This is a genomic window from Streptomyces sp. NPDC059832 (assembly GCF_042731715.1).
Lineage (GTDB): Bacteria > Actinomycetota > Actinomycetes > Streptomycetales > Streptomycetaceae > Streptomyces.
In genome coordinates, this window is record NZ_JBHWIY010000019.1 from 41,507 (window position 1) to 57,985 (window position 16,479).

Below are 16,479 nucleotides of genomic sequence, written 5' to 3' on the forward strand. Positions count from 1 at the left end.
TCCCCGCCCAGCAGTTCGCCGTACTCGCGCAAGCCAGGAGGTTCCGTGTCCTGCCCCGCCGACGCCCATGTCCGCCCCGGCCCGTCCACGCCCCCGCTGCACCGGCTGGCGTTCGATCCACCCGGACCGCCCAGGCCCGTCACGTTACCCGACGGGACTCGGGCCTGGCTGGTGAGCCGCTACGCCGACGTCCGCAAGGTCCTGAACGACAGCCGATTCGGGCGCGCACGGCTCCACACGCCGGACTCCCCGTCCCTGTCCGGCGAATCCGGCCTGGTGAGCAGCACCGACCTGATCTTCAACCAGGACGGCGAGGACCATCTGCGCCTGCGCCGCACCATGCGGCGAGCCTTCACGCCGCGGGCCGTCGCCCGCTGGCGGCCCTGGATCGCGACGATCGTCGAACAGCGCCTGGACGAACTCGCGGACAGCGCACGCCCGATGGATCTGGTGGCCGGCTTCACCCTCCCGCTCCCGGTCGCGGTGATCAGCAGACTGATGGGTCTCGACACCGAGGCCCGGGAACGGCTGCGCCACTGGAGCCAGTACGCCTTCTCCGACGGCTCCCACCCCGAGGAGGAAATGGCGTCCGCGCTGACGGAGTTCGCCGCCTTCGGAGCGGAGCTGCTGGCTGAGCGACGCAGCGCACCGGGCGAGGACCTGACCAGTGTGCTGGTCGCCGCGGCCGATGCGGAGGGCGGTGTCCCGGAGGGGCAACTCGTCGACCTCGTATGCGGATTGGTCGTGGGCGGTCACGACAGCACCATGACCATGCTCGGCAATTCGCTCCTCTATCTGCTCGGTGAACGGCCGGAGGTCTGGTCCCGGCTCGGGGCGGACGAACAGGCCGCCGGGACACTGGCGGAGCGTCTGCTGCACCTGATTCCGCTCGGCGACGACCGGGGGACCGCGCGCTACACCGCCGCCGACACGGAGGTCGGCGGCGTGACGATCCCGGCGGGTTCGGTGGTTCTCGCCGACTGCGGCATGGCCAACCGCGACCCCGATCTGTTCGCGCCCCGCCAGCTCGACGACCTCTTCGCGCCCTTGGAGGCGCCCACCCTGGCGTTCGGCGCCGGCGCGCACTACTGCCTGGGCGCCTGGCTGGCCCGGCTGGAGCTCCAGCTCGCCCTGCACCGGCTCGCCGCCCGCTTTCCCGGCCTGCGTCTGGCACAGCCCGCCGACACCGTCGAGTGGCACGTGGGCACCACCTCCCGCAGCCCGCGGCGGATCGCCGTCACCTGGTAGGGGCGCTCGTACGCGGTGCGGGAGTCACGCGGGGGGCTTCGGCCAGTCCTGGGCGTCCGCCCACGTGGTGTAGGAGGTCCAGGGGACGGTGGGGAACTGTGTCCGCAGCGCAGCCATGTCCACCCGGTAACCGGCGTTCGCGAAGAAGCTGTACATGGCAAACATATCGGGGTCGGTGATGCGCAGGTCTTCCAGCGACGACTGACGGAACGCGACCGTGCCGCCCGCGGCCCGCCCGATCTCCGCAGCCATCCGGACCAGCGTGGGATCGTCGCCCGCCACCTCGATCCGCTGCCCGATCCAGCGGTCCGGATCGGCGACGACCGCGGCCACGACACGGCCCAGATCCTGCCGCGCCACCTGTTGCAGGTGAGTGCCACCGGGGACCGGCATGGTGAGGAGGCCGGCCGCCACCTCGTCCACGGAGCCCAGGGCATTGTCGTAGAAGTAGGCCGGTGCCACCACCGTCGCCGGCAGTCCCGAGGCGGCGAGCAGTTCCTCGGTCCTGGCCTTGGTCTCGAAGTGCGGGACACCCGTGTCCTGGTCCGCACTGGCGACGGATGCCATCACCAGATGCGGCAGCACCTTGCGCCCGGCGGCCTGTTCCGGTGCCATGAACGAGGGGTGCCGATGGTGACGCCGCTGCCGGTGAGCGAGGTCGCGTCGGCGGCGTGGGCGATCCGAGATCGATGACGCGGGGACCGTCGGCGGCGAGCAGCACATTGGACGGCTTCAGGTCACGGTGGACGATGCCCGCGGCGTGGATGACGTGCAGGACTGCACCTCCTGGGAGAACCGGCGGCGGAGTTCGGTGTCCTCGCCGAAGTCGGGCCGGATCACCTTGATGGCCACGGGCCGCCCGCCGGGTGTGTACGACAGGTACACCTTGCTCATACCGCCCGCGCCGAGCTTGGCGGCGAGCCGGTATCCGGCGATGGTGGTCGGGTCGTCTCCACCGAGCGGTTGGAAGACTTGAGAGGGCCTTCCCGGGTCGGACTGCTGACCACTCATGACTTACGTCTCCCATGCAGAACGCCGATATCGAACGGCACCTTGTACAAGGACGGGCTGTCGGTGCCCGTTCCGGCCAAGTGCTCAGAACCGGGAGGACGTTGTAGGGGATGGGCCCGGTTGCAGATCCGGGTTCTGAGGCAGCCTCCGCGCGGCGTACGTGCCCGCGCCCGCCGCCAGCAGCATCACGCAACCCGTGAAGATCAGCCCGGCCTGACGCAGTCCGAGCCAGGTGGCCATGGCGCCGACCCCGACCACCGGCACGGAGATCCCGGCATAGGCGACGACGAAGAACGCCGAGATGGTGCCGCCGCGGTGCTGCGCCGGGGCCACGCCGCTGATCAGGGTGAGCGCGGCACGGAAGGCAAGTCCCTGGCCGGTGCCGCCGCACAGGGCGCCCAGGACGAGCAGGATCAGGGATTCGGCGATCAGCGACGACGCCACCAGCAGCAGGCCGACGACGAGGATGCCGCAGCCGACCGGGAGCGCGCGGCGTGCGCCGATCCGTTGGGTCAGGGACTGCCCGACGGTCGAGGCGAGGAAGACGGAGAAGACCACGGCACCCGCGACAGCCAGATTGTGCACACCCAGCGTCTTCGAGGCGAAGCTCGGTGCGACCGCGGTGAACAGGCCGAGAAGAGCGAAGCCGGCGAAGGCCGCCAGAGAGGCGGGCAGGAAGACGCCCTTCACCTCGGGTGGAACGGACAGTCCCTGCGGCTTCAGGGGCGGGCGGCGCTTCGGCGCGGCAACGGTCTCCGGCAGGAGCCAGGTGATCCCGCAGGCCAGCACCACCAGTCCCAGGTGGACCCAGAACGGAAGGGTCAGCGGCCAGGGCGTGTACTGCGCGAGGATCCCGGAGAGCAACGGACCGCAGCCCAGACCGCCCATGTTCGCCGCGGTGGCGGCGAATCCCGCACGTGCCTTGTGCCCAGGACCCGCCAGTTCGATGACGGCCGCCGTCGCAGCGCCGCTCAGCAGCCCGGCCGCGCAGCCGGACAGCAGCCGCCCCGTGAAGAGCAGCGGCAGACCGCTTTCCAGCAGGAAACACCCCGCGCTCGCCGCCGACAGCGCCATGGCGCACAGGAGCACAGGTCTTCGGCCGACCTCGTCGGAGTAGTTACCCGCCACCAGCAACACCGTGATGACCGCGACGGCATAGACGGCGAAGACGACGGTCACCATCAGCTCGGAGAAGCCGATCTTTTCCTGGTAGAGCCCGTACAACGGGGTGGGCAGGGTGGTCCCGGCCATTCCGATGGCGAACACCAGTGCAGCGGCGACATAGCCCGGCCGCCACCTACCACCGACGTTCCATGCGCATTCGCGAACATTCACGCACATCACCTCGCGGCCGGTGTCCCGTCGCGGCCGGGCCCGGGACGGGTCAGTCCCAGAGCTCGTGTGTCACGACCCGCTCCGTGTGCGCCGGCCTGCCGTCGGTGTAGACGAGGTGGAGCCGGGTGAACTGCCGCAGTCCCGGATGGGTCTTCCAGGCCTCCGGGCGGTCGAGGCGCACGATGACGGGGTAGGTGTGGAACTTGCCGGCCGCGCAGTAGGGCTGGCAGTCGTTCACCGCGTCAAGTGCCGTGCCCGCGGCGGATGTCGGTCCCCAGTGGGACCAGTGGATATCGATGAGGCGGTTGTTGCCGTCCCCGCAGGCGAGCAGGAAGTCGCCGGGGCGCACCCGTGCACCCGAGAAGCAGTCGACAGCCACCACGTGAGCTGATGGGCGGGACTCCGAGGACGCGGATGCGGCTGCTGATGCGGAGGTGGCTGCGGAAGCGGATGCCGGTACGGGAATCGCCGCTGCGAGCGCTGTGGCGGCGCACAGCATGACCGCTGTCCTGAGGTTGCGTTTTTGCATGTCGGCTCCTCGGCTGCCTCATGTCGAGCCCACGCCGCCCGGAGCAGCCGTCGGTCGTGGCGCCCTTCTTCCAGCCGTCGTTCCTGAATCGACAATATGGCCACACCCAGTGATACACCACCCGTACGGGTCGGAACAGTGTAAAAATGGTGCGAAAGGTGTTCGATTCGTAGCCGGACGTCATTCGTTACCGGTCAGGAGAACCTTCCGGTCACTCCCGTCACTCCGGTCGTTCAGGTCGTTCAGGTGGCGTGGTCCGGATGTCCCATGGCCGACTCCCACTCCGCACGTGCGGGGCCGTCGAACGCGGGCGTGAAGTCCGGGTGTTCGCCCAGCCAGTGCGCCAGACGGGCGCGCACCTCTTCGGTGCCGTATGCCTGATCGGCGGTCAGGACGAGGTGGCGGACCTTCGCTCGTGCGCGCATGACCAGCGGGTCGTCGAAGGCGCAGGCGGCGAGGGCGGCCCGCTCGCGGCCGGCCGCGGTGGGAGGTTCGCCCGACACCCTTGTGGGATTGCTGAGTTGAGCCGCACTGGCCCGGTCCGCGGTGACCTGGACGTCGAACCACGGGCGCAGGGCTCGCGCGGCCCATCGGTGGTATTCGGCGGTGAACGACGCCGGGTCCGAGGCGGTGCCCGCATGGTGGGACACCCACTGTCCCGCCCGCAGGGCCATGGCGACTCCCTGCCCCATCGTGGGATTGGTGTACGCGAGTGAGTCCCCGATGCCCACGAGGCCGGTGACCACGGGCCCCTCGGCGTCGGCGAGCGCGGTCCAGCGATTGTGCAGGCCACCCATCGCGAGCACTCCGGAGACCGGCTCGGGCTCCAGGTCCAGCCAGGCCGCGATGGCGGGAAAGGTCCGGGCGGCCCGCTCGAACACCACGGGGTCCCGCAGGGCCGCGCGGGTGGGATCGGCGGTGGACACCGTCAAGGACGCCGCGAAGATGCCGTTGTCCGACGGGAACACTCCGCCGACCGCGAAGGCCGCGAAGGAGCCGGGTCTGACGTGTCCGGGGTCGCGCGGTCCATCGGGCCGCAGCCGGTACCAGCGGCAGAAGTAGGCGATCGGGACGCGGTGGTTCTCCACGACCGCCTCCCGGCAGCCCGCCTCGGTGAGCCACCGGGGCACCGGGGACCGGCGCCCGCCGGCGTCGAGCACCAGCTCCGCACGGTGAGCCCCCGATGCGGACCGCACCCCCGTGACCCGCGGAATGTCGCCGTGCCGGTCGACGAGGAGGCCGTCGACGGGCTCCCCTAGCCGCACATCGACGCCCGGCTCGCGGTGCACCGCATCGTGCAGAGCGGCCTCCAGCACGATGCGCCGGGTCCGGATCGTCACCAGGTCCTCGTCTCCCGCGCGGGCGGGCGGACGCTCGGTGAACCAGGCGAATTCGTTGTGTTCGCGGGCTCCCATGCGCAGCATCTCGCGGTACACGTCCGGAGCCTCCGCGCGCAGCACGGTCCGGACCGGCGCCAGGAGTCCGTGCGGCTGGACCGCGTGCGGCACACCGGGGCGGTGCCAGTCGAAGAAGTCCCTGTCGAGATCGCGGCCCGGCCGGTGGCCGTCCCGCTCGAACAGGGTCACCTGATGGCCCCGGCGCCCCAGGAACAGTGCTGCGGCCAGGCCGCCCATCCCGCCGCCGACTATCGCAACCCGCGTCAATGTGGTCCCCTCCACGCCGTGTTGCCGACCCACCGTATCCCAGGGTCCCAGGGGGAGCCGCCCCGCGGGGCGTCGGAGCACTCAGCCCCGTTCCACCAGCCGCTCGGTCGCCGACAGCGCCATGCGCAGTGCACTCGCCCGGTCCGCTCCCCGCTGACCGAGGACGACGCGCGTACTCAACCCGTCGAGCAGGGCGAGGAGTTCGGAAGCGCGTGCCGCCGTGTCGAGGTCCGCGGCGAAGCGGCCCTGTCGTACGCCCTTGGCGAGGAGTGCTTCGAGGTCCTCCTGCCAGCCGCGGTCGATCTCGGCCTGGGCCTGTCGCAGCGGCTCGTTCGACGCCGTGCGCGCCCACAGCTCGATCCACAGCGTCCAGCGCGGATCGCGTGGCCCGCGGGGAAGGTACAGCTCAAGGAACTGACCGAGCCTGCGTTCGGCACCGGCCCGGCCGGTCAGCAGTGCCCGGCGCTCCTCGGCGAGCGCGCTCTCGCTCCAGCCCAGCACCTCCAGGAGCAGCCGGTCCTTGCTGCCGAAGTAGTAGAGGATGTGGCCGCCGCTGGTGCCGAGGCGCTTGGCGAGTGCCGACATGGTGAGTGCGGCCAGTCCGTCCTCGGCGATGGCCGCCATCGCCTCCTCCAGCATGCGTTCCCGGGCCAGGTGCCCGTCACGCCGTCGCGCCGTCGCTGCCACGCCACCCCTCCGCCCCTCCACTTCGATGAACCCGGTGACGACCTTAGCCGCCGATTTCGGCAGAGGTCTTGACGGGCCCCCGGAAACGCATCTTGAATGCCGTTCTAACTTTTAGAACGGCATTCAAAGTACTGCTCCGGGGCTCCCGGAGTACGCACGGATGAGGGGCAGGCCGCATGACGCAGCAGGAGACGACCGCGAGGGCGCCCGGCGGGGCCATGGCCACGGACCAGGTCTTCCAGGTCGAGACACACGGCATCGACCCGATTCCCGACGAGGACCGCCACGGCAGCGCGAAGGACCTGTTCTGGCTCTGGTTCGGCTCCAACCTGACCTTCACCTACGTCATCAACGGCGCCCTGGCCGTCGCCTTCGGGCTGTCCTTCTGGCAGGCGACCGGTGTCGTCGTCCTCGGCGGACTCGCGTTCTTCGCCATCAGCGCCGCCGGACTGAGCGGTGTGCGTACCGGCACCGCCACCCTGGTGATCTCCCGGGCTCCCTTCGGCGTACGCGGCAACTGGCCCGCCGGCATGCTCAACTGGGTGGTCAGCATCGGCTACACGATCCTCAACACGGTCGTCGGCACGCTCGCACTCGAAGCGTTCCTCGCCGATCCGGGCTGGGCGTCCGGCCGCACCGGGCGGGCCCTCGCCCTGCTGATCACCCTTGCGCTGACCTTCCTCGTCGCCCTCTGGGGCCACGCCACCGTCCAGTTCGCCGAGCGCTGGATCGCGTACGTCCTCGCCGTCGGGTTCGCCGCCCTCCTCGTGTTCCTGCTGCCGGGCGCCGACACGGGCGGGGCGGCGGTCCACCCCGGCGCGTCCGGGTGGAGCCTGGCCTTCGTGGTGATGCTGGCCGGGCCGTTCTCGTACGTTCCGATGCCCGCCGACTACACGCGCTACCTTCCGAGGACGACCTCGATGCGTTCGCTCACCTGGTACGGAGCCCTCGGCGGCTTCGTCTCCTCGGTCGCTCTGGGCGTGGCCGGGGTGGCCGCCGCCACGCAGACGGACATGACCGACGCCGTGGCGGGCACCGAGAAACTGCTGCCGGGCTGGTTCCAGCCGCTCTTCCTCGCCCTCGTGCTCGGTGGCTCGGTCACCAACTCGATCGTCACGCTCTACTCGTCGAGCCTGAACCTCCAGGTGCTCGGCGTCCCCTGGAGCCGCTCCAAGGCCATCATCATCAGCGCGGCCGTCACCGCGGCCGGCTCCCTGTGCGCGCTCTTCCTCACCGACTTCACCAGCTCGCTGCTGTCGTTCCTCTCCCTGCTCATCATCGTGTTCGCGCCCTGGGGCGGCGTGTTCCTCGCGGACATGCTGATGCGCCGCTGCCGCTACGACGCCCCGGCACTGCACGCCGGACCCGACGGTGCCTACTGGTACCGGTCCGGCTACCACCCCGCCGGCATGACCGCGCTGCTCGCCGGCATGGTCTTCGCCGCCCTCACCTGCGATTCCGAGCTGTGGACCGGCCCGCTGGTCACACCGTTGGGCGGCGCCGACCTGACGCTGCTCGGCGCGGTCGTCTCGGGGCTCGTCTACTGGGTGCTCGCCCGGCGGGCCGTCGCACCGCACACCGACCCTTCCTGACCGGCCGCCACGCGACGCCCACCGGCCCGCGTGGCGACGCGCCGCCCGAACCACCGAACCACCGGACCGACCGCACCACCGCACCACAAGGAGTCACCTCACATGGCCAGCCCCGCCCGTCCCGCCCATCTCGTCCTGCGCAACGCCCGCATCCACACCGTCGACCCGGCGTTTCCCGAGGCGCAGGCCATGGCGGTGGTCGACGGCCGCATCGCCTGGCTCGGTGCCGACGAGGACGCCAGGGGGTGGACCGGACCGGAGACACGCGTGATCGATGCCGAAGGCAGGCTCGTGCTCCCCGGGTTCATCGACGCCCACAACCATGTCCGGCTCGGCTCGGACGACGCCTGCGTCCAGCTCTCCGGTGCCCGTACCCTCGACGAGGTCCACGCCCGCATCCGCGCCTGGCACACGGCCAACCCCGACGCCGAGTGGATCGAGGCGGAGGGCTTCGACTACTCGGCCATCCCGGACGGCCGGATGCCCACCGCCGCGGACCTCGACCCGGCCACGGGCGATGTACCGGCCTTCGTGCTCAGCTACGACGTGCACACCGCCTGGGTGAACACCGCCGGCCTGCGCTGTCTCGGAATCGACCGCGACCGCACCCACCTGCCCTTCGGTGAGGCCGCCACCGACCCGGCCACGGGTGAACCCACCGGCTTCATCAAGGACTTCGCGGTCAAGGGCCTCTCCCGCGACGGCCACCGGGCCCTGCGCGAGCTGGGTCTGCCGTGGGCCTCGCCGGACCGGCAGTACGGGCGACTCGCCAAGTCCCTGGACGACGCCATCGGCTTCGGCATCACCACGGTGGTCGAACCCCAGAACTCGCTCGACGACCTCCCCCTCTTCGAGCGCGCACGCGCCGAGGGCCGGCTCAAGTCCCGTATCGTCGCCGCCCTCTTCCACCCGCGCGGCACCACGGACGCCGACCTCGACGACTTCGCCGACGCCGCCCGGCGCCATGACGACGACCGGATCCGGGTCGGACCGCTCAAGCTCTACATCGACGACGTGGTGGAGCCGCGGACCGCGGCCCTCCTGGAGCCCTACGCGGGCTGCCGCCACCACCGGGGCGACACCTTCTACCCGCCCGAGGAGTTCGCCGAGCTGCTGACGAAGCTGGACGCCCGCGGCTTCCAGTGCTTCGTCCACGCCACCGGCGACAGGGGGATCCGTACGGTCCTGGACGCCGTCGAGCGGGCGCGCGCGGTGAACGGGGCGAGGGACGCCCGCCACCAGGTCGTCCACGTCGAGTGCCTCGACCCCGACGACACCCCGCGCTTCGCCGCCCTGGGCGTGGTCGCGTGCATGCAGCCCCGCCACAGTGCCCCGGAGGTCGCCGGCCCCGGAAAGGACTGGGCGGAGAACGTCGGGGCCGAGCGCTGGCACAAGGCATGGCCCATGCGCAGCCTGCACACGGCCGGGGCCGTGCTCGCGCTGTCCAGCGACTGGAACGTGGCCGAGATGGACCCGATGGTCGGCATCCACACCGCCGTCACCCGGCGTCCGCTGAGCGGTGGGGAGCCCTGGATGCCGCAGGAGACGATCAGCGTGGAGACCGCGGTCCACGGCTACACGATGGGTTCGGCCTACGCCAACTTCCTTGAGCACGAACGCGGTTCGCTCACCGTCGGCAAGGCCGCCGACTTCGTGGTCCTCTCCCGCGACATCCTGCGCGCCGCACCCGAGGACATCCCCGGCACCGTGGCGGAGACCGTCGTGGTCGGCGGCGTCGTCGAGCACACCGTGTGAACGGCCCTGACGGCCTCCCGGAGTTCCACGCGTCCGCGCAGCCGGGAGGCCGTCAGGGTTCCATCCGTTCACGAACTCGGCGGGGCGGCCCGAGTTGCGGGCCGCGGATGCCGCACGGGCCGCCCCACCCGTCAGGCTGCCTGGATCTCGTAGACCGCGAAGTTGCCCCACTGGAGGTGGGCGTCGCGGACCGTCAGGCGCAGACGCTCGGTCGTGACCCGCTGCGGCAGGGTGATCGTGCGCTGCTCGACGGTCGACGTGTTGCCGGTCCAGACCAGTTGCTGCCCGGCGACCTGCGTCACCCACGACGAGCCGTTCCAGGTCTGCACGTCGAGCTGCTTGATGCCCTGGCCGGTGGCGAAAGCGGTGTGCAGGGTGACGGAGCCGATGCTGGTGGGCTGCCGGTAGTCCACGTCGATGGTGCCGGGGAAGGCGATGCCTGCGGCCGCGCTGCTCCACGCGGTCGAGGTGTCGCCGTCGGTCATCCGGTAGGGATGGCTGTTGCCGAGCGTGGGGTACGACGTGGTGACGGCCGGGCGGTACGGGGCGCCGGTGAACTGGTGGAAACCCCGGTCGGGAGCGGTGGCCGGGACCGGGTTGCCGAAGTAGTCCTTGAGGCCCTGCGCCACCGCCGCGCCGCGCCCCCGCGCGGGGGAGTCGGCCTGGAGCTCGTAGCCCGCCGGGTCGGTGCCGATGGAGACCGGCTTCGGGTCCGCCTTGATCGCGTTGATGTCGCCGGAAGGGGCGACGGGCGTGCCGGTGCCCCAGTAGAGGTTGGAGTCGTAGACGGTGCCGTTGGCGGTGTCGTAGCCGGCGGTGGTGCGGTTGTAGAAGATGTTGTTGCGGATCTCGATGCCGCTCGCGTTGTTGTAGATGTGCACGATCTTGCCGAGCGGATAGTCGCCGGCCCCGGCGTAGGGCGGGTGCACGGTGACGACCCGGCCGCTCGCGTAGACCGTGTTGTTGTAGATGTGGGTGCCCGATGTCTCGGTGGAGAGGCTGAAGACCTCGTAGCCGTCGTCCTTGCTCAGGTTGTACCGGACCACGGTGTCCTTGGTCGGTGCTCCGTTGAAGGAGACGGTGATGAAGAACCCGCCGTCGTTGTCGTGGCTGTAGTTGTACTGGACGACGCTGTGATTGTTGTCGGCGTCCGCGTCGAAGCCGTGGCCGTCGGTGCCCGGCCCGTTGAAGCCGGTGCCCGACACCTCGTTGCGCTGCACGAGCAGGTCGTCGTTGCCCTGCCACCAGATGGCGACGTTGCCGCCCTTGGTGTTGAGCCGGCCGCTGGCGGCCTTGTGGACGCGGTTGCCCTCGACGACGGCGCCCTTGGTGTGCATGGGAGTGATGCCGCCGGCCGTCACGTCATGGACGTAGTTGTCGCGGATCCTGACGCCGGTGCTGGGCGTCCAGGTGACGACCTCGCTGTCGGGGATGCCGGTCTCCACCGGGTACAGGCTGGTCATGCCGTTGCGCCGGGACCAGGTGGACCAGGTGATGATCCCGTACGAACGGATCCTGCTGACCTCGTTCTTCTCCACCACGAGGTTGTCGAAGTACGTGGGCGTCTGGTTGCCGCGGATGGAGACCAGCAGCCCGGCAGAGCTGACGGTGCTGCCGCCGGGGCCGTCGACGTCATGGATGTTCAGATTGCGCAGAGTGATGTCGGACAGCCTGCCCGCGTCCTTGGCGAAGAGGTTCACACCGGAGCGGGGGGTGGTGCTGTCGCTCCAGTTGGTCACCTCCAGCCCGTCGAGGGTGAAGTCGTGGACGTTGTTGAGCTTGACCGCTACATCGGTCGTGCCGCCGCCCTCGATCACCGGCTTGGCGCCGCTGCCGTACGAGCCGACGAGTGCCGGCGCGCCCACCGCCCCCGCCCCCTGGACGTCGAGCCGTCCCTTCCACCGCTGACCGGACTTGAACAGCAGCTGGTCACCGGGACCCAGCGTCAACTGACTCGCCTTGGCCAGGGACTTCCAGGCAGCGGACTCATTTCGGCCCGATGCGCTGTCGTTGCCGGATTCGGCGTCCACGTAGTACGTGGTGCCCGCCGCGCGCGGATGGTGCTGGGCCGGGGTCGCCGCCTGCGCGGGCCCCGCCGCCACCGCGGAGAGCGGGAGGGCGAGGGCCGCCAGGAGCGCCCCCACGAGATGCCTCCGCGGGGTGGGTGAGGTGCTTGGGATACGTGAGGTACGCAAGTCTCGGTCCTTCCGATCGGATTGCCGGTCTCTGTCGCGCGTTACTTACCGATCCCCGCAGTCATGCCCTCGACGATGCGGCGGCCCAGCCAGAGGTAGAGCACGATCATGGGATAGACCAGGATCACGATTCCGGCGAACAGGGCGCCCCAGTCGGAGCTGTACTGCATGGAGCCATAGAGGCTGAGGAGGGCCGCGGGCAGCGTGCGCTCCTCAGGCGTGGGTGTGATCAACAGGGCGAGCAGCGTCTCGTTCCACAGGCCGATGACGTTGAGGATCAACACGGTCATCACGCCCGGCTTGGCCACCGGCAGCACGACCTGGACGAAGGCACGCAGCGGACCCGCGCCGTCCAGCTCGGCCGCCTCCTCGATCTCGTGGGGCAGCGAGCGCATGTAGCCGGTGAGCACGAACACGGTGAACGGCAGCGACAGCACCACCTGGAAGACCAGGAGCGTGATGCGGTTGTCCCACCAGCCGGTGACCCAGTCGATCATGAACGTGGACACGGACAGCTTGATCACGATGATGGGGATCACGATCGTCTGGACCGGGATGCTCAGACCCATCGCGAAGTACCCGGTGAGCCGCCCCGCGGCGCGCCGGTCGGAGCGGGCCAGGACGTACGCGGCGGGCGCCGACAGCGCGACGATCAGCAGGGATCCGACCAGGGTCAGGACGGTGCTGTTGAGCGCGGCGGCGGAGAAGCCGGCCGCCTTCCACGCCGCGGAGTAGTTGCCCCACTCGACGGTGTCCGGCAGCGCGAACGGAGAGAGCCAGACCTGCCCGGACTCCTTGAGCGACTGGATGCCGACCCAGGCGACCAGCGCGAGGTTGAAGACGACCCAGGCCCACAGCGCGACGGTCGTCGCGCGCGGCACCAGAATGTCGCCGAGTAGGCGCCTCATGACAGCTCCACACGTTCGCGGCGGGTGACACGCCGGGTCAGTACGATGAGGATCGTCGTCACGATCAGGATGACGACGCCCATGGCGGCACCCGAACCCAGCTCGGGCACACCGCCGCCGGCCACCGAGGCGTACTGCTGCACCGCCACGGTGCGGGCCTGGATCGGCGGGCTGGCCGGAGTGCCGGCCGTGGTGAAGGCGATCACGATCTCGAACACCTTCAGGCTGTTGACCACCCACAACACGGCCGACACCGCGAACACGTCCCAGGTCAGCGGCAGTGTGATGTGCCGGAACTGCTCCCACTTGGTGGCGCCGATCAGCTTGGCGTCCTCGTACAGGTAGGGCGGGATGGAGTCGGCGGCCGACATCATCAGGGCCACGTAGAAGCCGGTGCTCGACCACACGAGCCCGGCGACGATGCACTTGAACACCATGTCGGGACCCAGCCACGGCCGTGCCTCGATGCCGACCCAGCCCAGGATCGTGTTGACCGCGCCGTCGGGATTGAGGAGGAAGCCGATGGCGACACCGACCGCGATCACCGAGATGATCATCGGCAGGAAGATCACGGACCGGATGAAGGCCCGGCCCTTGACCTGCCGCAGCACCATCATGGACAGGAAGGTGAAGGCGAAGACCAGGGCTCCGCCCCCGAAGGCCAGCACGAAGGTGTTGACGAAGGCGGTGCGGAAGGCCTCGCTGCGCGTCAGCTCCAGGTAGTTGCCGAGGCCGTTCCACGTCATGGCGGAGCCGGGACCGGCCCACTTGTTGAAGCTGACCCAGAAGCCGAACAACGACGGCAGGACGAAGAGCGCGGTGTAGGCGATCAGCGCGGGGAGCAGGAAGGGCCAGAAGGCCCGTTCGCGTGCCGGCCGCACCCGTTTGCCCGCCTTGCCCGAGACGGGCGGCGCCGCTGTCGTGGGCGGGGTGAGTGTTGCAGTCCCCATGGGGCTCAGCCCTTGCTGGCGAGGTAGTCGGCGGCCTTCTTCTTGCCGGTCTTCACGAAGGTCGCCGCATCGATCTTGCCGGAGAGCAACTGGTCGTCCAGGGGCAGGAAGACGTTGTTCCACCAGTTCTTGTCCGCGGCCATGTCGTCGTAGGTCCGATGGGTGTACTTCGCCTCGGCGACGTCCTTCTGCACGCCCGCCAGATAGCCGGGCGCGGGGACGTCCGGGCGCGCGGGGATGTTGTGGGCGGTGCCGGAGATCTTCTCCTCGTACTTCTTCTGCAGGGCGAAGGCGAGGAATTCCTTGGCCGTCTCCACGTTGTGGCCCTTGGCGTTGACACCCCAGCCGAGCGTGCCGACCTCCACGGAGTTCTTGCCGCCGGCCGGCAGCTGGAACGAGGCGACCTCGGTGCCCTTGGCCAGCTTCGGTCCGGTCTCGGCGGCCAGCCAGGTGCCGTTCAGGTTCAGGTCGTACTTGCCCTGGGCCCAGGCATCCTGCGCGGCAGGGTACTTGGTGGCCATGAAGTCCTTCTGGAAGTAGCCGCCGTCGGCCAGCTGTTCCACCTTCTTGGCCGCCGCGAGAACGGCCGGCTTGTCCCAGGCGGCCGGATCCTCGCCCAGGGCGCTGAGGCTGCCGGCACCCTCGGAGCGGACCAGGGCCGAGTAGAACCAGTACACGTTGTAGAAGTTGACCGTGCCGTCCTGGCCCAGCGGCGTGCGGCCGTCCTTCTTCGCCTCGTCGAGATAGGCGATGAACTCCTTCCACGTCCTGGGAGCGAGCCCCGCGTGCTTGGACGCGTCGTACCAGAGGGCCGTGGAGATCACGGTGTGGGCCATGAAGCGCACATGGCCCTTGTCGGTCGACGCCTTCTGCACGGAATCCGGCAGCACGTCCCGCACCTTCTTGCCCTCGCCCGGCACCTCCATGTCCAGGACGTCGTCGAGCGGCTCGGCGAGATTCTGGGCGACGAAGGCGCCGACGCTGTCGGTGGAGGTGTCGAACAGGTCCGGGCCCTGGCCCGCGTTCATCTCGGTGGGGAGGGTGTCGGTGCCCTTGCGGCCCACGAACTTCAGGTCGACCTTGGTGCCGGTCGCCGCGGTGAAGTCGTCGGCTATCGACTTGATGAGCTTCCCCTGCGGTTCGTCGGCACCCCAGGAGGAGGTGTAGACAAGTTCCTTGTCCGAGGAGCCGGAACCGTTCTTCTTGCCGCAGGCGCCTACGCTCAGGGCGAGAGCTCCGACGGTGAGCATGGCTGTCAACTTACGCACGGGAGTGTGCCTTTCGTGAGGGTGGCTGGTGGGCGCGGGAGTCCGCGGGCGTGGTGCGACGGCCGGGGATCAGTCCGGCAGGAGGGATACGACGGTGCCGGTGCGGCGAGCGCGCTCGGCCGCCCAGACGACCCGGTGCGTGGCCAGGCTCTCGGCGCCGTCGGTGAGTACCAGGGAGGGGTCGTTCCCGCTGATGGCGTCGACGAAGGCGTCGAACAGGGACGCGTCACCGCCGCCGTGCCCCGTGGCTGCCGTGGGATCGCCGTTGGCACCGGTGTCGATGACGGTGATCTCGTCGGTCACGAAGTCGTGCACGCGCAGGACGACGCCGTCGCCGTCGATGGAGCCGCGGGTGCCGAAGATCCGGGTCTTGCGGTGTTCCAGCGCCGCGAACGCGGTGACCGTGCAGGTGGCGGAGGTGCCGTCGGCGAACTCCATGGTCACCACCTGCGTGTCGACCACGTCGTTGTCACAGGTGTACGCGCAGCGGCCGTACGGGCCCTCGCGCAGCGCCGCGAGCACCCCCTCCTCGGTGTGGTCGGCCGTGACCGCGGACAGCGGCCAGAACTCCTTGTCCACGTCCCCCAGGCAATCGAGGTAGATGCGCTTGGCGGAGTACGGGCAGGTGGACTCCACCGGGCACGCCACGCATCGGTCCGCCGCGCCGTCGGGCCGGTTCTCGGCCCGGAAGTGCACCAGATTGCCGAAGGAGGACACCCGTTGGGGCAGTGCTCCCTTGACGTGGGCGATCCAGTCGAGGTCGTGGCAGGCCTTGGTCATCAGCATCGGGCCCGACTCCTCCTGGCTGCGCCAGTTGCCCCGGACGAACGAGTGGGCCTGATGCCACCAGCCGACCTGTTCCAGGTGCTGGATGTTCATCACGTCGCCGATCCGGCCCTCGGCGATGAGCTCCCTGAGCCTGACGGTGTAGGGGGTGTAGCGCATGACGTGACAGACGGCCAGCAGAACGTCATTGCGGTCGGCGGCCGCGGAGATGGCGGCGGCCTCCTCCTCCGTCTGCGCCATCGGCTTCTCCAGGAGCAGGTGGTAGCCGAGCTCCGCCGCCCGCACCGCGGGCGCCGTGTGCATGCTGTCCTGCGTCGAGATCACCGCGGCGTCGGCCAGCCGGTCCCGGGCGAGCAGATCCCGCCAGTCGGCGAAGACGTTCTCGGCCGGTACGTCGTGCGCTGCGGCCATGCTGCGCCTGCGCTCCGGATCGGGCTCGGCGACGGCCACGACACGCGCCGCGCCGGTCTCCAGAGCACGCCGCGCGTAACTCATACCGCGCAGCCCCGCCCCGATGATGGCGAGAGTGACCACAAATACCCCCTCGGACT

At 69.9% G+C, this 16,479-nt stretch carries 12 protein-coding genes and 1 pseudogene; 3 read left to right on the forward strand and 10 right to left on the reverse strand.

The genetic code is table 11. The features are described 5' to 3' along the window. The first annotated feature begins 45 nt into the window (after positions 1–45). On the forward strand, positions 46–1,248 hold the full coding sequence (locus tag ACFV8T_RS28585; RefSeq protein ID WP_385332938.1) for a cytochrome P450: 1,203 nt from the start codon (positions 46–48) through the stop codon (positions 1,246–1,248). A 24-nt stretch (positions 1,249–1,272) separates the two neighbouring features. On the opposite strand, the pseudogene ACFV8T_RS28590 reads toward ACFV8T_RS28585, so the two are convergent. From ACFV8T_RS28590 to ACFV8T_RS28610, 5 genes and pseudogenes are all read right to left on the reverse strand, one after another. Continuing rightward, positions 1,273–2,259 (reverse strand): annotated as a pseudogene (locus ACFV8T_RS28590) (NmrA family NAD(P)-binding protein). 84 nt (positions 2,260–2,343) lie between these two features. Beyond that, positions 2,344–3,600 carry an MFS transporter gene (locus ACFV8T_RS28595; protein WP_385333128.1) on the reverse strand — a complete coding sequence of 419 codons (1,257 nt, stop codon included), beginning with the start codon at positions 3,598–3,600 and terminating at the stop codon, positions 2,344–2,346. Positions 3,601–3,643: 43 nt separating this feature from the next. Continuing rightward, entirely contained in the window at positions 3,644–4,123 is a 480-nt protein-coding gene (locus ACFV8T_RS28600) for a hypothetical protein (RefSeq protein ID WP_385332941.1), read from the reverse strand. 242 nt (positions 4,124–4,365) lie between these two features. Continuing rightward, complete coding sequence (locus tag ACFV8T_RS28605) at positions 4,366–5,787, reverse strand: NAD(P)/FAD-dependent oxidoreductase (protein WP_385332943.1); 1,422 nt, start codon at positions 5,785–5,787, stop codon at positions 4,366–4,368. An 81-nt stretch (positions 5,788–5,868) separates the two neighbouring features. Then, the gene (locus ACFV8T_RS28610; RefSeq protein ID WP_385332946.1) at positions 5,869–6,474 is read right to left on the reverse strand and encodes a TetR/AcrR family transcriptional regulator; all 606 of its coding nucleotides are present in this window, start codon (positions 6,472–6,474) and stop codon (positions 5,869–5,871) included. A gap of 176 nt (positions 6,475–6,650) precedes the next feature. On the opposite strand from ACFV8T_RS28610, the gene ACFV8T_RS28615 reads away from it, so the two are divergent. Next, the gene (locus tag ACFV8T_RS28615; RefSeq protein WP_385332949.1) at positions 6,651–8,066 is read left to right on the forward strand and encodes a purine-cytosine permease family protein; all 1,416 of its coding nucleotides are present in this window, start codon (positions 6,651–6,653) and stop codon (positions 8,064–8,066) included. 102 nt (positions 8,067–8,168) lie between these two features. Then, positions 8,169–9,821 carry an amidohydrolase gene (locus ACFV8T_RS28620; RefSeq protein WP_385332952.1) on the forward strand — a complete coding sequence of 551 codons (1,653 nt, stop codon included), beginning with the start codon at positions 8,169–8,171 and terminating at the stop codon, positions 9,819–9,821. Positions 9,822–9,952: 131 nt separating this feature from the next. Here the strand turns inward: ACFV8T_RS28620 and ACFV8T_RS28625 are convergent, their stop codons facing one another. From ACFV8T_RS28625 to ACFV8T_RS28645, 5 genes are all read right to left on the reverse strand, one after another. After that, positions 9,953–11,965 (reverse strand): right-handed parallel beta-helix repeat-containing protein, encoded by a 2,013-nt coding sequence (locus ACFV8T_RS28625; protein ID WP_385332954.1) that lies wholly within the window; start codon positions 11,963–11,965, stop codon positions 9,953–9,955. A 92-nt stretch (positions 11,966–12,057) separates the two neighbouring features. After that, a complete protein-coding gene (locus ACFV8T_RS28630; RefSeq protein WP_385332956.1) occupies positions 12,058–12,924 on the reverse strand; it encodes a carbohydrate ABC transporter permease in 867 nt (288 codons plus the stop codon). Next, entirely contained in the window at positions 12,921–13,874 is a 954-nt protein-coding gene (locus ACFV8T_RS28635; RefSeq protein ID WP_385332959.1) for a carbohydrate ABC transporter permease, read from the reverse strand. Before ACFV8T_RS28635 ends, ACFV8T_RS28630 begins: the two co-directional genes overlap by 4 nt. A 5-nt stretch (positions 13,875–13,879) precedes the next feature. Continuing rightward, entirely contained in the window at positions 13,880–15,142 is a 1,263-nt protein-coding gene (locus tag ACFV8T_RS28640; RefSeq protein ID WP_385332961.1) for an ABC transporter substrate-binding protein, read from the reverse strand. A 69-nt stretch (positions 15,143–15,211) separates the two neighbouring features. Then, on the reverse strand, positions 15,212–16,462 hold the full coding sequence (locus ACFV8T_RS28645) for a Gfo/Idh/MocA family protein (RefSeq protein ID WP_385332964.1): 1,251 nt from the start codon (positions 16,460–16,462) through the stop codon (positions 15,212–15,214). Between the last annotated feature and the right edge of the window lie 17 nt (positions 16,463–16,479).